The 15,224-nt window shown below is 65.6% G+C and carries 11 protein-coding genes; all 11 read right to left on the bottom strand.

Features of this window, described 5'->3' with window-relative positions; all coding sequences use genetic code 11:
* Positions 1 to 74: 74 nt before the first annotated feature.
* Positions 75 to 1,061 (bottom strand): fructose ABC transporter substrate-binding protein FruE, encoded by a 987-nt coding sequence (gene fruE / locus KIH77_RS01390; RefSeq protein WP_219099293.1) that lies wholly within the window; start codon positions 1,059 to 1,061, stop codon positions 75 to 77.
* A gap of 269 nt (positions 1,062 to 1,330) precedes the next feature.
* On the bottom strand, positions 1,331 to 3,067 hold the full coding sequence (locus KIH77_RS01385; RefSeq protein ID WP_219099292.1) for an LpqB family beta-propeller domain-containing protein: 1,737 nt from the start codon (positions 3,065 to 3,067) through the stop codon (positions 1,331 to 1,333).
* On the bottom strand, positions 3,060 to 4,739 hold the full coding sequence (gene mtrB, locus KIH77_RS01380) for an MtrAB system histidine kinase MtrB (protein ID WP_219099291.1): 1,680 nt from the start codon (positions 4,737 to 4,739) through the stop codon (positions 3,060 to 3,062). Before mtrB ends, KIH77_RS01385 begins: the two co-directional genes overlap by 8 nt.
* 57 nt (positions 4,740 to 4,796) lie before the next feature.
* Positions 4,797 to 5,468 (bottom strand): MtrAB system response regulator MtrA, encoded by a 672-nt coding sequence (gene mtrA, locus KIH77_RS01375; protein ID WP_219099332.1) that lies wholly within the window; start codon positions 5,466 to 5,468, stop codon positions 4,797 to 4,799.
* A 108-nt stretch (positions 5,469 to 5,576) separates the two neighbouring features.
* On the bottom strand, positions 5,577 to 6,968 hold the full coding sequence (locus KIH77_RS01370) for a replication-associated recombination protein A (RefSeq protein ID WP_219099290.1): 1,392 nt from the start codon (positions 6,966 to 6,968) through the stop codon (positions 5,577 to 5,579).
* A gap of 88 nt (positions 6,969 to 7,056) precedes the next feature.
* Entirely contained in the window at positions 7,057 to 9,612 is a 2,556-nt protein-coding gene (locus KIH77_RS01365; RefSeq protein WP_308283114.1) for a DEAD/DEAH box helicase, read from the bottom strand.
* Between the two features lie 35 nt (positions 9,613 to 9,647).
* The gene (locus tag KIH77_RS01360; protein ID WP_219099288.1) at positions 9,648 to 10,649 is read right to left on the bottom strand and encodes a PPK2 family polyphosphate kinase; all 1,002 of its coding nucleotides are present in this window, start codon (positions 10,647 to 10,649) and stop codon (positions 9,648 to 9,650) included.
* Positions 10,650 to 10,694: 45 nt separating this feature from the next.
* The gene (locus tag KIH77_RS01355) at positions 10,695 to 12,302 is read right to left on the bottom strand and encodes a bifunctional metallophosphatase/5'-nucleotidase (protein WP_219099287.1); all 1,608 of its coding nucleotides are present in this window, start codon (positions 12,300 to 12,302) and stop codon (positions 10,695 to 10,697) included.
* Positions 12,303 to 12,437: 135 nt separating this feature from the next.
* The gene (locus KIH77_RS01350) at positions 12,438 to 13,187 is read right to left on the bottom strand and encodes a ubiquinone/menaquinone biosynthesis methyltransferase (protein ID WP_219099286.1); all 750 of its coding nucleotides are present in this window, start codon (positions 13,185 to 13,187) and stop codon (positions 12,438 to 12,440) included.
* Positions 13,188 to 13,326: 139 nt separating this feature from the next.
* Positions 13,327 to 14,538: an amino acid ABC transporter permease gene (locus tag KIH77_RS01345; protein ID WP_219099285.1), complete on the bottom strand. Its 1,212-nt coding sequence runs from the start codon at positions 14,536 to 14,538 to the stop codon at positions 13,327 to 13,329.
* Between the two features lie 7 nt (positions 14,539 to 14,545).
* Complete coding sequence (locus tag KIH77_RS01340; protein ID WP_219099284.1) at positions 14,546 to 15,223, bottom strand: amino acid ABC transporter permease; 678 nt, start codon at positions 15,221 to 15,223, stop codon at positions 14,546 to 14,548.
* Position 15,224 lies beyond the last annotated feature (1 nt).

The raw sequence follows: 15,224 nt of genomic DNA, 5'->3' as shown, positions 1-15,224 counted from the left end.
CGGTGTATCAGAGGGTTGTCTGCTGATACACCGTTCAATCAATGTGTTGGCTTATGAGGCGAAGGTACCCGGAATCAGTACTTGCGCTCGCCGGAGTCGAGGGCCTTCTTGGCGGCGGCGGCGTCGAAGGTCTTGGACTCGATCTGGATGTCGGCCTTCGGGGTCTTGCCGTCCAGCTTGTCCTTCACGGCCTGGGCGGTCTCCTTGCCGAAGATCGGGTTGTACTCGATGACGTAGTCGAGATCGCCGGCGACGACGGCCTTCAGGGCGGCCTCGGTGCCGTCGATGGTCACGATCTTGACCTTGCCCTTGAGGCCGGCGGCGTCGACGGCCTGGGCGGCGCCGATGCCCATCTCGTCGTTCTGGGCGAAGATGAACTGCGGGTTCTTGGCCTTGTACTTGTCGAGCAGGCCGGCGGTCACGGTCTTGGCCTCATCGGTGGACCAGTTGGCGGACTGGGACTCGAGGACCTTGATGTTGGAGGCGACCTTGTTGTTCCAGCCGGTTCCACGGTCCTTCACCACGGACAGGCCGGCGGGGCCTTCCAGGATGAAGCCGTTGGCGCCGTTCGGGAAGTCCTTGGCGATGCGCTCGGCGGCCTGCTCACCGGCCCATTCGTTGGACGGTCCGATGTGGGAGACGATGGCCTTCTTGGCCTCGGAATCCTTGACCTCGACGTTACGATCGACCGTGAAGACCGGAATCTCGGCCTCGGCGGCCTTCTTCAGGGAGTCATCCCAGCCGGTATCCTCGGTGGAGGACAGGATGATGGCGTCCACGCCATCGTTGACGAACTTGTTGAACGCCTGGATCTGCTTCTGCTGATCGTTGCTCTGCGTCGGAGAGTAGACGAGGTTGAAGCCGGCGTCCTTGAAGGCCTGCTTGATGTCGTTCTCGTTAGCGGTACGGAAGCCACCCTCGGGGCCGACGGCGACGAAGCCGACGGTCTTCTGGCCGCTGTCGCTGCTGCTATCGCCGGAACCGCCACCGCAGGCGGCCAGACCGATGAGCGTGGAAGCTGCGACTACCGCCGCCAGACCCGACTTGATTGCTTTCTTCATGTAACTCCTCCTTGAGTAAGGCAACAGAACGTCCTGTTGCCATTAACAGACGCTTGTTCATCTGTTGATGGTTTTTAGATTAGGCCTTCGTTAACGCTCACTCAACATCATCCGATAACAAAACGGTAACAGTATGGTTATCTTTGTCATCAAGGCCGCTTTCTCACAAAAACAACGTCATCATGTTCGCAAACGTTGCTTTTTTGCGCGATTATCGAACATTCGCACTGTCGTGAGGTACGACACCGACCCCGGTATCGGCGTGTCGGCTACACTCCGCTGGATATCGCCGTGGTCTGCAGGTCCAGCATCCGCCAGGCCGAGGCGAGCGAACCCCGCGCATACCGCACGTTGCCGGAATCATCCAGCGCTATGAGGCTCAGCGTCTGCTCGATCTGCGCCGAGGCGAGCGCAACGGTGTTCTTCGGCAGCTGCTGCGTCGTCTCCGGCCCCGGTGCAAGCTGCTGATAGCCGCTCAGGGAGTCCTTCATGGAGTAGACGACCGTGGTGTCGTTGTAGAACGTCACCGCGTTCACCCCGACGGCGCGCGACAGCACGGTGACGGTGTCGCTCAGGCCCACGACGTTGTTCTCCGCGTCGCGGCGGACGCCCGCCATGACCATCTGGGACGAGTCACCGCCGTCATCGAACGCGACGACGATGCGGGAGCCCTCGGGGGACACCGCCAGAGCGTTGACGCGCCTGCCCTCCAACCAGGGCACGCGGAAGCTCGCACGCTCGGAACCACCGTCGATCATCCCCACCGCGAGGCCCGACCCGCCGTCGGTCATCCATGTCTCCCTGCCGATGCCCGTGGTGATGGCGCTCGCACGCCTGCCGTCGAACAGCGTGCCGCACGGGGAGACCCCGTAGTCGAAGCACCGCACCGTCCCGTCGGCATCCAGCACGGCCCCGCCGCGGGAGGTGAACGCGAGCGACCTCATGCTCTCCCCTCCCTCGACCTCGCCCAGACGGATCAGGTTCTGCGACGATATGGACACGATGGAACGGTTCGCCAGCGTATAGAGGTGCCTGGCGGGCTGCGACACGTCGAGCTTGATGTGCGAATCGGCGTCGGACAGGTCGAGGCCGGAGCTGTCGGTGATGTGCAGGTCGTAGTCGTCGTTGCCGTCGCCGAGCGTGAGCCGTATCTGGCGTACGAGCATGGCACGCTCATCGCTCGACAGCGTCGCGGCGTCGGAGAGCTTCACGTCGATCTCGCTGCCCGACGAGGGGACGGCGTCCATGGCGAGCCGCACCTTGCCATTCGAGGCCGGCCGCACGGCGTCCCCCAGCCATGGCGCCGCCCCGTCGAGCAGCTCGCGGACCGCGAGCGTGCGCCACTGCTTCCATCCGAACCACCTCGTATCGGGCACGAGCGTGTCGGCGGAGCTGGAACGCTGGTAGAGCTGCACCTGACGGAACACCTGCTGGAAATCGGATTCCTCGATCATGATGCCGTCAGGCAGCTTGTCGATGCGCCACCGGCCGTCGCTCCTGACGAGCGACAGGCCCTTGTGGACGGACGAGGATGCGTTGGCCACGGCGAAGATGCCGCTTTCGTCGATCGCGCCCACTTCGCTGAACGACATGTCGACCTGCGACCGGCCGCCGTCCTTCCCGGAGGATGCGGCCGCATTGGCGTTGCCGACGTGCAGGTCCGGCTCGCCGTGGAAGAGCACGACGCCGGCCTCCGGCTTCCATGACTTGCTCGCGGAGCCGGTAAGGAACTGCCGGGCCACCTTGAAGCCATCCGTCTGGGGTCCCGCCGGCAACGCGGCGAGGAACCCGCGGACGATCTCCTCGGGGGTGGCGTCGTCCGACGGCCCCTGGGGGTCGATGAACACCCGGTGGTCCTCGCGCTGGACCTGCGAAAGCCGCTGCACGGGGCCGGCCGTCGGCAGACCGAGGGTGAGCGAGCACGCGCCCAGGCCGAGGACCATGGCGCCGACGCATACGGAGGCGATGCCACGAACCATCCGGCCGGGGACCGTTGACCTACGCATTGCCGTCCTCCTCACTGTCGTCCGCGATCCCGCGGCCTCGATCGTCGTCGCCCTCCCAGCCTTCGCGACGGGTCTGCCCGGTAAGGAACCGGCCGAGCACGTTCATCGACGTGTCGTCGGCGAACCGGATCGGATACTGCTCCGGCCCGGGCCTCTCCCCCGACTTCACCGGCACGGAGAGCAGGAACCACGTGCCCTTGCCCAACGCGGACCGCACCTCGAGACCGCCGTGGTGCAGCCGCGCGTCCTGCAGGGATATGGACAGGCCCAGGCCGGTGCCGCCGGTGATACGGGAGCGCGAGGCGTCGGCCCGCCAGAACCGGTCGAAGACATGGGACAGGTTCTCCTGGCTGATGCCGGTGCCGTAGTCCCGCACACCGACCACCACGCCCACATCGTTCGCGGCGATGCGCACCTCGACGGGTTTTCCCTCGGCGAAGTCGACGGCGTTGCCCAGCAGGTTCCTCAGGATCCGTTCGATGCGTCGGGCGTCGATGTCGGCATAGACCTCACGGTCGGGCAGGGTCACCTCGATGGGCACCTGCTTCGCCTGCGCGATCTCGACGACGTCGCGCACGGCCTCGTTGATGGGGCCGCGCATGTCCATGGCGATGAGATCGGCCGCCGCCGATCCGGCGTCGTAACGGGAGATCTCCAGCAGGTCGGCGAGCATATCCTGGAAACGCGTGGTCTGGTCGCCGAGCAGTTCGACGGTGCGGGCCGTGGTCGAATCGAAATCACCCTTCCTCGACTCCAGCAGGTCCGCGGCCATGCGGATGGTGGTCACGGGGGTGCGCAGCTCATGGCTCACGTCGGAGACGAACCGGCGCTGCATGGAGCTGATGGTCTCCAGCTCCTCGATCGTGGTGTTCAGCGAATCCGCCATCTCGTTGAACGAGCGCTGGAGCACGCCGATCTCGTCATAGCGGTCGACCTTCACGCGTGCGGAGCGGTTGCCGTCGGAAAGATACTCGGCGGCCACGGCGACGGATTCCACAGGACGGATGATGCCCCGGAGCACGCGCCAGGTCATCAGGCCGATGACCACGCTCAGGACCAGTGAGCAGGCCAGCAGGGTGGTCTGGATGCTCATCACCGAACGTTCCTGGGACTCATAGGAGTACGCGGCGAACAGACTCACGTCGCCACCGTCCGGCATGGTCAGCGAAGCACCGAGGATGGCTCCGGGCAGGTCGGGCTGGTTCTCACGGCCATACCCCACCGGCTGGTAGAAGATGTCCCCCGCCTCGTCGGAGGCGACCTCGTCGCGCATGGTGTCGGAGATCAGACTCATGTATTCCGGATCGGTGGATACGGGAACGACCGAATCGTACTCCCCCGATTCCCCCACGATGTAGACGCCGAGGAGGTTGGAGCTCCCCTCGTCCTGCAACGTGGAGGCGAGGTCCGTGATCAGACGCTGATAGTCGATGCGGTTGACCACGTCGGAGGAATCCAGGTTCGCCTGCGCACGCTGGACCTCCTCGGTGAAGTCCCGTTGCGACTGCTCCGACGCCTGTTTGAGCAGGGTGGAGCGCACGGAGACGACGGAGACGACGGAGAAGCCAAAGGCGATGGCAAGCGACATCAGCACGACGATGACGATGATGCGGCGCTGCAGGGAACGGCGTATGGCGGCACGCAGCCGGCGCCACAGCCTGAGCAGAGGCATTCCCGTTCCCGAAGAGGGCTCTTTCCCCGTCATCATCGGTCCCCGTCACCGGTGCCGTCAGTCGGCGTCGTTGGCGGGAGGGACGAACTTGTATCCGACGCCGCGGACCGTCTGGATGATCTGCGGATGTTCGGGATTGTCCTCGACCTTCTGGCGCAGCCGCTGCACATGCACGTTCACCAGTCGGGCGTCGCCGGAGTTCTGATAACCCCACACCTTCTCCAGCAGTTCCCCCCGGGACAACACCTCGCCGCTGTTGGCGGCGAGCACGAACAGCAGCTCGAATTCCATGGGCGTGAGATTGAGGTCGGAGCCGTTCTTGGTGGCGGTGTGTTCGGCGCGGTTGATGGTGACGCCGCCTTCGTTGATGACCTGGACGTTGCCGCGGTCCTCGGCCCTGGCCTGGAGGATCGGGGCTGCCACGCGCAGACGCGCCTTGATGCGGGCCACCAGCTCGGCCACCTTGAACGGCTTGGCGACATAATCGTCGGCACCGGCCGCCAGACCGCTGACCACGTCCCTCGTATCAGACTTCGCGGTGAGCATGATGATCGGCACCTGGGACGTATTGCGAATCTCCTTGGCCACTTCGACGCCGTCGAGTCCGGGGAGCATGACGTCGAGAAGGATGAGGTCGGGGCCGATCGTCGGAAACCTCTCCACGGCGCGCAGGCCGTCGTAGCAGACCACCGTGGCGAAGCCTTCGGATTCAAGAACGATGGACAGCATCTCGCCCAATGCCTGATCGTCGTCCACAATCAGAATGGTCGTCTTGGACTCCACTTGAACTCTCCTTGTTCGGGTGCGTATGTGTTGTACTGCCGCCTGCCGTCAGGGCTATGCGCGGGGTTCGCCGTCCTCTCCGTGGAGGATGCCGCGAATCCGTTCCAGACGCGGACCTATCTCCCGTTCATAACCTCGGTCATTAGGATGATAATACTCCCGTCCAACCAATTCGTCAGGCATGTACTGCTGGCGGGCGACGGCGCCGGGCGCATCGTGGGCGTACTGGTATCCCTCGTGGTTGCCCCACTGCTTCATGAGCTTGGTCGGGGCGTTGCGCAGGTGCAGGGGCACTTGGCCTATCAGCCCGGCGTCCACGTCGGCGAGCGCGGCGTTGATGGCGTTGTAGCTGGCGTTGGATTTGGGTGCGGTGGCGACGGCGATAACGGCTTCGGAGAGGATGATGCGGGCCTCGGGCATGCCGATCATGGCGACGGCCTGTGCGGCGGCGACGGTGGTCTGGAGGATTTGCGGGGCCGCCATGCCGACCTCTTCGGCGGAGGCTATCATGATGCGTCGCGCGATGAAGCGCGGGTCTTCGCCGGCGCGGAGCATCCGGGCGAGATAGTGGAGGGCTGCGTCGACGTCGGAGCCGCGCATGGATTTGATGAAGGCGCTGGCGACGTCGTAGTGGTCGTCGCCGGCCTTGTCGTATCGGACGGCGGCGACGTCCATGACCTGGGCGACGGTCTGCGGGGTGATGATGGGTTTCCTCGCACCTTTTTTGCGTTGCCTGTCGCCGGTCATGGCGCCGGCTGCGGCTTCGAGGATGGTAAGGGTCTTGCGGGCGTCGCCTCCGGCGAGCCTGATGATGTCGTCGACGGCATCGTCAGTCGCCTTGACCTCGTCGGCGAGGCCTCGTTTGTCGTGCAGCGCACGGCGGATGAGGGTCGCGAGGTCGTCGGGGTCGAGGGGGTTGAGTTTGACGACGACGGAGCGTGACAGCAACGGTGCGATGACGGAGAAACTGGGGTTTTCGGTGGTGGCGCCGATGAAGGTGACGTCGCGGTTCTCCACGCTGGGCAGCAGTGCGTCCTGCTGTGATTTGGAGAAGCGGTGGACCTCGTCGATGAACAGCACGGTCTCCTTGCCGGTGGCGACGAGGCTGTCGTGCGCACGGCGGAGGACCTCGCGCACGTCCTTGACGCCGGAGGTGACGGCGGAGAGTTCTTCGAACCGGCGCCCGGATTGTTTGGCGACGATGGTGGCGAGGGTGGTCTTGCCGACCCCGGGGGGACCGAACAGGATCACCGAGCTCGGCGCGGTCAGCGATCCGCGACTGGCCGGCGAGGCGAGCCTTCGCAACGGCGATCCTTCGGCCAGGATGTGGTCCTGACCGAGGACGTCGTCGAGCGTCGTCGGACGCATGCGGACGGCGAGCGGGCGGGTGACGTCCCGGGGGGGCTCCGCCGTGCTGAAGAGATCATCCATACCTGTTTCGGACATGAGTCCAGTGTATCCCATGATTTCGAACAACTGTTCGATATCGTTGCGTCATAGGCGCCGGCCGGTCATGGGACGGCGTATGCGGTGTTCAGCCGAGGCCGTCGACCGGGCCCACGTGGTAGTCGTCAAAGGTCACCTCGGCGCTGTCCTGCGTGGCATCGAGGTCGACGGTGCCGGTGATGGCCCAGTCGTGGTCGCCGTCCGAGTCGTCGATGATCTGACGGACCTTCCACCGGTGTTCGGAGCGTTCCGGCGTGGTGTCGAGCATGAAGTACTCCGGGGAGCGGGCTTCGGCGTCCACGTTCACGTAGTCGTGTTCGTCGTAGTAGTCGTCGAGGGCGTCCTCCCAGTCGCGCAGGCCCATGCCCCACTGCTCGTCGAGGGCGGCGAGCGTCCTGGTGTCCTCGCGGTCCATGAGCTCCACGCGATGGAAGAGCGCGTTGCGCACGAGTACGGTGAGACCGCGTCGGTCGCGGACCACCTCGTCGGGACGGGTCGGTGGCGCGGCGGCGGTGGCGGCCTCGGCCGCGTCGGCGCCGCCGGCGTTCTCCCATTCGTCGACGAGGCTGGAGTCGATGCCGCGCACGACCACGCGCAGCCATGCGACGATGTCGTCGAGACGGTCGTCGTATTTCTCCTCAGGTACGGTGCGTTCGAGCACACGGTATGCGTCGGAGAGGTAGCGCAGCAGCGTGCCCTCGGAACGGGCGATGTTGTATCTGGCGATGTATCCGGTGAAGTCGGAGGCGGTCTCGACCATGTCGCGCAGCACGGACTTGGGGCTGAGCCAGTAGTCGTTCGCCCACGGCACGTCCTTGCGGTACTGGTCGAACGCGGCGTCGAGCATGTCCTCCAGCGGCTTGGGATAGGTGATCTCCTGGAGCCGGTCCATGCGTTCGTCGTAGTCGAGGCCGTCGGCCTTCATGTCGGCGAGCGCCTTGTCGCGGGCCTGGCGCTCCTGGGCGCGCAGCACCTGGCGCGGGTCCTCGAGCGTGGATTCGACCATGGAGATCACGTCGAGCGCATAGGTCTCGGATTCGGGGTCGAGCAGTTCGAGCGCGGCCAGGAGGAACGGGCTGAGGGGTTGGTCGAGGGCGAAGTCGTCGGGCAGGTCGACGGTGGTGAAGTATTCGTCGGTGCCGTCCGGGGCGGTCTCGCATTCGATGACCTGCGTGTCGGTGAGGGTCTGGAAGATCTCGTCGGCGCGTTCGTGCAGCTTCTCCTTCTGCTTGGGGGTCTGCGCGGAGTCGTCGATGAGGTCGTTGATGCGGGCGCGGGCGTCGCCGCCCTGCTCCACTTCGGCAAGCACCATGGAGTGGCTGATGCGCATGTGGGGTACGAGCGTCTCGGGCGGCTGGTCGATGAGCTTGTCGAAGGTGGCGTTGTTCCAGGTGACGAAGCCCTCCTGCGGCTTCTTGCGTTTGATCTTCTTGAGTTTCTTCGGGTCGTTGCCGGCCTTGGCGAGGGCGCGGGCGTTCTCTATCTCGTACTCGGGGGCCTCGGCGATGACGAGACCTTCGGTGTCGAATCCGGAGCGGCCGGCGCGGCCGGCGATCTGGTGGAATTCGCGGGCCTTGAGACGCCGCATGCGTGAGCCGTCGAATTTGGTGAGCTGGGTGAGGATGACGGTGTGGATGGGCACGTTGATGCCGACGCCGAGGGTGTCGGTGCCGCAGATGATGGGCAGTAGTCCCTGTTGGGCGAGCTGTTCGACGAGCCTGCGGTAGCGGGGCAGCATGCCGGCGTGGTGGACGCCGATGCCGGTGCGCAGCAGTCGTTGGAGGATCTTGCCGAACGCGGTGGTGAATCTGGTGCCGGCTATGGCGTCCTTGATGCGGTCGCGCTGCTCCTTGGTGGTGACGCCGGCGCTGGAGAGGGCCTGTGCGGTCTCCAATGCGGCGTCCTGGGAGAAGTGGACGACGTAGACGGGCGACTCCCCCTGGCCCATGGTGCGTTCGACCGTGGAGGCGAGCTGGGTGTCCACGTATTCGTAGCTCAGCGGGATGGGCCGTTTGGCGTTGTCGACGATGGCCACCTCGCCGTCGGTGTGGCGTTCGAGCGTCTGTACGATGCCGGTGACGTCGCCGAGGGTGGCGCTCATGAGCAGGAACTGCGTCTTGGGGAGGGTGAGCAGCGGCACCTGCCACGCCCATCCGCGTTCGGGGTCGCCGTAGTAGTGGAATTCATCCATGGCCACACAGCCGATGTCGGCGTTGGCGCCTTCGCGCAGGGCCTGGTTGGCGAGGATCTCGGCGGTGCAGCAGATCACCGGGGCGTCGGCGTTGATGTGCGTGTCGCCGGTGATCATGCCGACGTTCTCGCGGCCGAGCGTGGCCACGAGGTCGAAGAACTTCTCGGAGACGAGGGCCTTGATGGGCGCGGTGTAATAGGAGCGTCGCCCGGTGCACAGCGCGGCGAAATGCATGCCCAGCGCGACCAGTGACTTGCCCGATCCGGTGGGCGTGGACAGGATCACGTGGTCGCCGGCCAGCAGCGAGAGGAGCGCGTCCTCCTGATGCGGCCATGGCTCGATGCCGCGTGAGGCGACCCAGTCGAAGAAACGGTCGTAGATGTCATCTGCGCTCAGATTGCGGTCGTCGTCGCCGTATCCCGGAATCAGCGCTTGCAAAGTCCCTTGTTCCACGCGCTCCAGTGTATCGTGTGCGACGCCCGCGGCGGTCATCGGATGGGTTTTGCGCCGTCGGCATCGAGTCGTCTGCGGGCCTCGCCAATGTCGAAGTCGGCGGCCGGCCAGTTGAGTTCCATGCTTTTGAGCGTCACGCGCAGCAGCTCCGACGCCACGGCCCTGGAGTACCAGCGGTTGTCGGCGGGCACGATGTACCAGGGCGCATAATCGGTGCTCGTCTGTTCGAACACCTCCTGCCATGCGGCCATGTAGTCGTCCCAGCGTTCGCGAGCGTCAAGGTCGGAGACGTCGAACTTCCAGTATTTCGTTGGATCGTCGAGTCGTTCGAGGAACTGTTTGCGCTGCGCGTCGCGGGAGACGACGAGGAATATCTTGATGATGGCGCAGCCGTCGGCGACGAGCTCCTTCTCGAATCGGCGGATCGTGTCGTAGCGTGGGCGCCACGCGTCCTCTGCCATGGTGCCGTACACGTGCGGCATGACCACGTCCTCGTAGTGGGAGCGGTCGAAGATGGAGATCCATCCGTCTTTCGGCAGTTCGCGTCGGATGCGCCAGAGGAAGTCGTGGGACGCCTCCTCGTCCGTGGGCTTGCCGAAGCCGTGGTAGTGGACGCCCATGGGGTTGACCTGGCGGAACACGTGACGGACGATGCCGCCCTTGCCGGAGGCGTCCATGCCCTGCAGCACGATGAGCAGTCGTCGGTGCCCGCCCTTGGCGCCGTTGGCGTAAAGCAGGCTCTGGTATCGGGCGATTTCGGTGGCGCTGAGCTGGATGAACCGCTCCCCCTCCTCCGAGGTGGCGTGGAATCCGGGGGTGGATCCGCCCTTGGCGTCGGCGAGGTCGGTGACGCCGTCGCCGAACCGGAGCCGGGTCGAGGGATGTTTGCTCCACACGGAGCTGAGCAGCTGCGAGGTTTCGGACGCCAGCTGGAGCCGCTTCTGCAGGGACTTGCGCCGTTTGATGGCCTTGTCGAGGCCGCGGCTGGAATCTGACGCGTTCTTCAGCGTGCTGTTGATGTACCGGATGTCGCCCATGGTGCCTCCTCCGCGTTGAGATGGTGAGCACCACTGTAGTCGTGTTCAGTCCCGGCCGCGTGATTTCAAGTAGTCGATGAGTGTCTGCGCGTATGGCACGTGGGTGTCGGCATAGCCGTCGCCGTCAAGGAACGCCGTGTAGCCATCGCCTCCGGTGAGCAGGAACGTGTTGCCGGCCACGACGACGCGCTCCCCGTCGGATACCGGTCGTCCGTCCACGGTGAGACGTTCTATGGACGGCGCTTCGCCATCGAACCGCACGTCGTAGCGTACGTTCGACGATATGCCGAGGTGCCCGCTACGCCAGACGCCGTCCCTGCGATGCCATTGCTGGGCTATGGCGTGTTTCAGCTGGGAGCCGGTGAGCGTCGTCACCGCGTTGTCGAACTGCAGGGCCATCATGTCCTTCGCCTCGCGCACGGTGACGAATCCGTCGCCGTCGAGGTCGAGCGCCCGGGTGCGCAGGCTGCCGGGGTTGACGAATCCCACCCGGGCACGGGCCCCCACCGTGGTTCGTCTCGCGCCGTCGAGCGCCGCGTCGGCGATCAGGGAGCCAAGTCTGTCTCGCCCCCGGGGCGTGGTCTTGTCATACGGGTCATCGACGGCGGAGACCACGACGCCGCCGCTGCGGCGTGCGGCGTCGTCCGCCTGCCGGACGATGGCGTCCACGCGTTGCAGCGATGCGTTCGTCCGCTGCGCCGCGTCGATGATTCGCGCCGGATCGTCGTCCCCGTTGGTCATGCCGACGACCGGCGGCCCGAAGGCGTCCGAGACCGTGACGCGGGTGTTCCGTCCTTCGCCGGCGACCAGCAGGTCCTGCACGGCGACCTGTCGGCCGAAGCTTCCGGCCTCGATGATGGGCGCGCCGGAACGGGTGTGTCGTCCCGTCTTCACCGCATGGGTGTGGCCGGCGTAGACCAGGTCGACGTTGGTGTCGAGGCCGACGGGGTCCTGGGCGATGATGTCGGCGTCCTCGTGGATGAGCGCGACGACGACGTCGGCCTCCCCGTTGCGTTCGTCGCCGTCGGAGAGCCGGTCGGCCACGCGGTTGACGCTTTCGACGGCCGTGGCGTCCAATCGCACGTCCTTCATGACGCTGCGGGACAGCACGGACCCCAATCCGTCGGTGACGGCGCCGACGAAGGCGACGCGTTTGCCGTTGACCGTGCGCATGGTGTAGTCGCGCAGATTGGAGAACGCCCCGGTTCTGTGCACGTTGGCGGCCAGCCAGTCGATGTGGTTGGCGGGGTTCGCCACGCGTTCATTGAAGTCCTTCACACCGCGGTCGAGCTCATGGTTGCCCATGGCGGAGACGCCCAGGCCCCAGGCGCGGGCCATGGCGAGTGTGGGGGCGTCGCGCTGGGAGGCCGATTCGTATGGGGAGCCGCCGACCAGGTCGCCGTCGGAGACGAGCACGGTATTGTCCGGATCGTATTCCATGGCCTTGCCGAACCGTTCGCCGACCCACCGGCCGTTCTCGATGTGGCCATGGAAGTCGGTGATGGCGGCGATGGTGATCTTGCGTTCGTCCTCCGCGGCGCTTGTGGTCTGTGTGGCCGCCGTGCCGGCGAGGAGGGAGACGGCCGCGAGAATCGTGACGGTCCTCACCAGCCAAGGCAGGATGTTCTTCTTGGTGTCGCTCTCGAATCCCACGCCTGTCACGGTATCGGGACGAGGTTGACGTCGTTGGTTACGCAATCGGATTGCAGGCTACGACATGGTGAATTCTTGTGCCCCGTCACCGTCGTTCGCGTGATGGGCACGTCCGCGGGCCGTGTGGGGCCGGAATCATGCGGTGGCTCGGCATAATGATGCGATGCCGCCGGACAGGGGCTTCATGGCGATGCAGCGCCACCCCGTGTCGAGCAGCATCCGGGCCACTCCCCGGCGCCCCTCCCATGCGGCGATGGATGCGTTGAGGTACCGGTAGGCGTCGCGGTCGCCGCCGACGATGCCGCCCAGCAGGGGCAGAACCACGGTCGCGTACCGTGTATACAGCATCCGCCAGCACGGGTTGTCCGGCATGTCGAAGTCGAGCACGACGATACCCCCTCCCGGCTTGCAGACCCGCCGCATCTGGGCGAGCGCGGCTTCGGGGCTCGGCATGTTCCTCAGACCGTAGGATACGGTCACGGCGTCGAACTGCCCATCGGCGAACGGCAGCTGCATGGCGTCGGCGGTGACGTAGCGCACTCCCCCACGTCGGGGACCATCACGTCGGACGTCGGCCCCGTTCCGGCCGTTGGTCTTGTGCCGACGCGCCACGTCGAGCATGCCGTCGGCGATGTCGCAGCCGGTGACGTCGGCCCCGCGGTCCGCGAGCGCGCGGGTCGACGCCCCGGTTCCGCAGGCGACGTCGAGGATGCGCGTCCCGGCGAGGGAGTCGCCGCAGGCGGCTTCCATCGCCTGGACGGCGGCGCGTCGCCACAGTCGGTCCTGTCCCAGCGATGCCAGGTCGTTGACCAGGTCGTATCGCTCGGCGATGGTGGAGAACATGGCGTTCTGTCGTCGTGTCTCCTTATGGGGGTCGGTGTTCATGCGGCCACGATACCGCGTGTGCCGTGGATGCGTCCAGACGCGTGTGCCGTCTGATACGACGGCGGCCCCGCATGCGGTTGATCATGCGGGGCCGCCGGGAGGGGACGGTTCCTGAACCCGGACCGGGTGGGTGGGACAATCAGATCTTCGGCTTGCCGCCGATGTCGTTGCGTCCCTTGCCGATGTCGTTGCCGTGCTTGAACGAGGCGGCGCCGAAGCGGTGATGGTCGCCGGAGAAGCTCTTCTTGGATTCCGGATGGCCGTCCGTCTTCTTTTCGGACTTGCCGGCTTTCTTGTCGTTGGGCTTCCCGTCGCGGTTGTCGGGGTGCGTCTCGTCGTAGCCCTGCTCGTAGCGGGTGCGGCGCCAGTTGTGGATGGACGCGTTCGTGCCGCGGTGGTGCGCATGGTATTTGCGTGGGGTGCCGCCGAGCGGCAGTTCCTCGACCTCCTTGGCCACGGCGATCTGGTTGACGTTGGACGGGTCCATCACGGCGATGGGCGCGACGGGCTCGGTGTCGACCGGGGCGGCGGTGCGCTGCTGCATGTGTTCGGGCAGCCATTCGGCGAGGCGCGACAGCAGCCAGCAGGCGAAGAAGTAGACGATGCCGGCCACGACGAGCGTCTGGAGGATGTTGAAGTACATCGAACCGAGGCGCCGGGACTCCTGCAGCAGGTCGGTGTACATGATGATGGAGCCGAGGGCGGTGTCCTTGAGCACGACGACCAGCTGGGTGACGGCGGCGGGCAGCATGGCGTTGATGGCCTGCGGCACCTCGATCTGCATGAGCGATTCGGTGCGGGTCAGGCCCAATGCGAGCGCGGCCTCGCGCTGGCCGCCGGGTAGGTTGCCCACGCCGGAGCGTACGAGTTCGGCGACGACGGATCCGTTGTACAGCACGAGCGCGAGGACGACGGCCCAGTATGAGGGCTCGCCCATGCCGGCGAAGGCGAACCAGCGCCAGAAGAAGATCATGAGGAGCAGCACGGGCACGGCTCGACAGAATTCGACGATGACCGACGAGACGCCGCGCACGATGATGCTCGGCAGCAGGCGGCCGATGCCGAACAGCAGGCCGAAGAGCACGGAGCCGATGACGGCGAGCACGGACGCCTTGATGGTCATCCACAGGCCAGGCAGGTAGAAGTCGGTCCACGCCTCCTTTTCGAGCGCGGGCTTCCACAGCTCCCAGCTGAGCTGGTTCTCGCCGTCCGGCGGGTTGTGCAGGCGCATGAGGATGAGCGCGAGCACGATGATGAAGCATGCGGCCGCAATCCAGTTGATGACGGCGATGCGGCGTCGGCCCTTGGGGCCGGGCTGGTCGAACAGGACCGATGAGGATGTGTTGTTCATTGCCGGATCACCTTCTTACCGCGAGCTTGTTGGACAGGTATGTGGTCAGCATGCCGATGGGGATGATGAGGATCACGTAGCCGAACGCGAAGATCAGGAAGATCGAGACGATCACGTCGGGATGGTATTCGATCATCTGGCTCATCAGCGATGACGTCTCCGTGGCCACGGATGCGGCGGCGGCGACGGTGGAGTTCTTGAGCAGCGCGATGAACGTGTTGCCCAGCGGCGCCACGGAGCCGCGGAAGGCCTGCGGCAGGATGATCTCGGTGGCGGACTGCATGAAGCTCAGGCCCAGGGCGCGCGCCGCCTCGGCCTGGCCGAGCGGCACCGTGTTGATGCCGCTTCGCAGCGACTCGCAGACGAACGCCGCCGTGTACAGGCTCAGGCCGGTGACGGCCAGCCAGAAGAAGTTCGTGGCGAACGTGTCGGAGAAGGTGAGCTTGAGCTGGGCGTAGGCGCCGAGCACCATGAACACCATGATGATGGTGAGCGGCATGTTCTTGAAGAACTCCACGTATCCGGCGGCGACGGCCCGCATGGAGCCGATGGGCGAGATGCGCATCATCACGAGGACGACGCCGAGGATGAGCGAGAAGAGGGCCGACCACAGGGTCAGTTCGATGTTGACGAGGAACGCTGCGGGGATGTCGTATTCGGTGAACAGGCTGATGAAGCTTTCCATG

Source organism: Bifidobacterium pluvialisilvae, assembly GCF_019331695.1.
Classification (GTDB): Bacteria; Actinomycetota; Actinomycetes; order Actinomycetales; family Bifidobacteriaceae; genus Galliscardovia; species Galliscardovia pluvialisilvae.
The sequence above is the reverse complement of the archived record's forward strand: the minus strand, read 5'-3'. Positions and strand labels throughout refer to the sequence as shown.

Coding starts and splice junctions, on each gene's coding strand:
- fruE (WP_219099293.1), bottom strand. CDS start 1,061: ATGAAGAAAGCAATCAAGTCGGGTCTGGCGGCGGTAGTCGCAGCTTCC.
- KIH77_RS01385 (WP_219099292.1), bottom strand. CDS start 3,067: ATGCGTAGGTCAACGGTCCCCGGCCGGATGGTTCGTGGCATCGCCTCC.
- mtrB (WP_219099291.1), bottom strand. CDS start 4,739: ATGCCTCTGCTCAGGCTGTGGCGCCGGCTGCGTGCCGCCATACGCCGT.
- mtrA (WP_219099332.1), bottom strand. CDS start 5,468: ATGCTGTCCATCGTTCTTGAATCCGAAGGCTTCGCCACGGTGGTCTGC.
- KIH77_RS01370 (WP_219099290.1), bottom strand. CDS start 6,968: ATGTCCGAAACAGGTATGGATGATCTCTTCAGCACGGCGGAGCCCCCC.
- KIH77_RS01360 (WP_219099288.1), bottom strand. CDS start 10,649: ATGGGCGACATCCGGTACATCAACAGCACGCTGAAGAACGCGTCAGAT.
- KIH77_RS01350 (WP_219099286.1), bottom strand. CDS start 13,187: ATGAACACCGACCCCCATAAGGAGACACGACGACAGAACGCCATGTTC.
- KIH77_RS01345 (WP_219099285.1), bottom strand. CDS start 14,538: ATGAACAACACATCCTCATCGGTCCTGTTCGACCAGCCCGGCCCCAAG.
- KIH77_RS01340 (WP_219099284.1), bottom strand. CDS start 15,223: ATGGAAAGCTTCATCAGCCTGTTCACCGAATACGACATCCCCGCAGCG.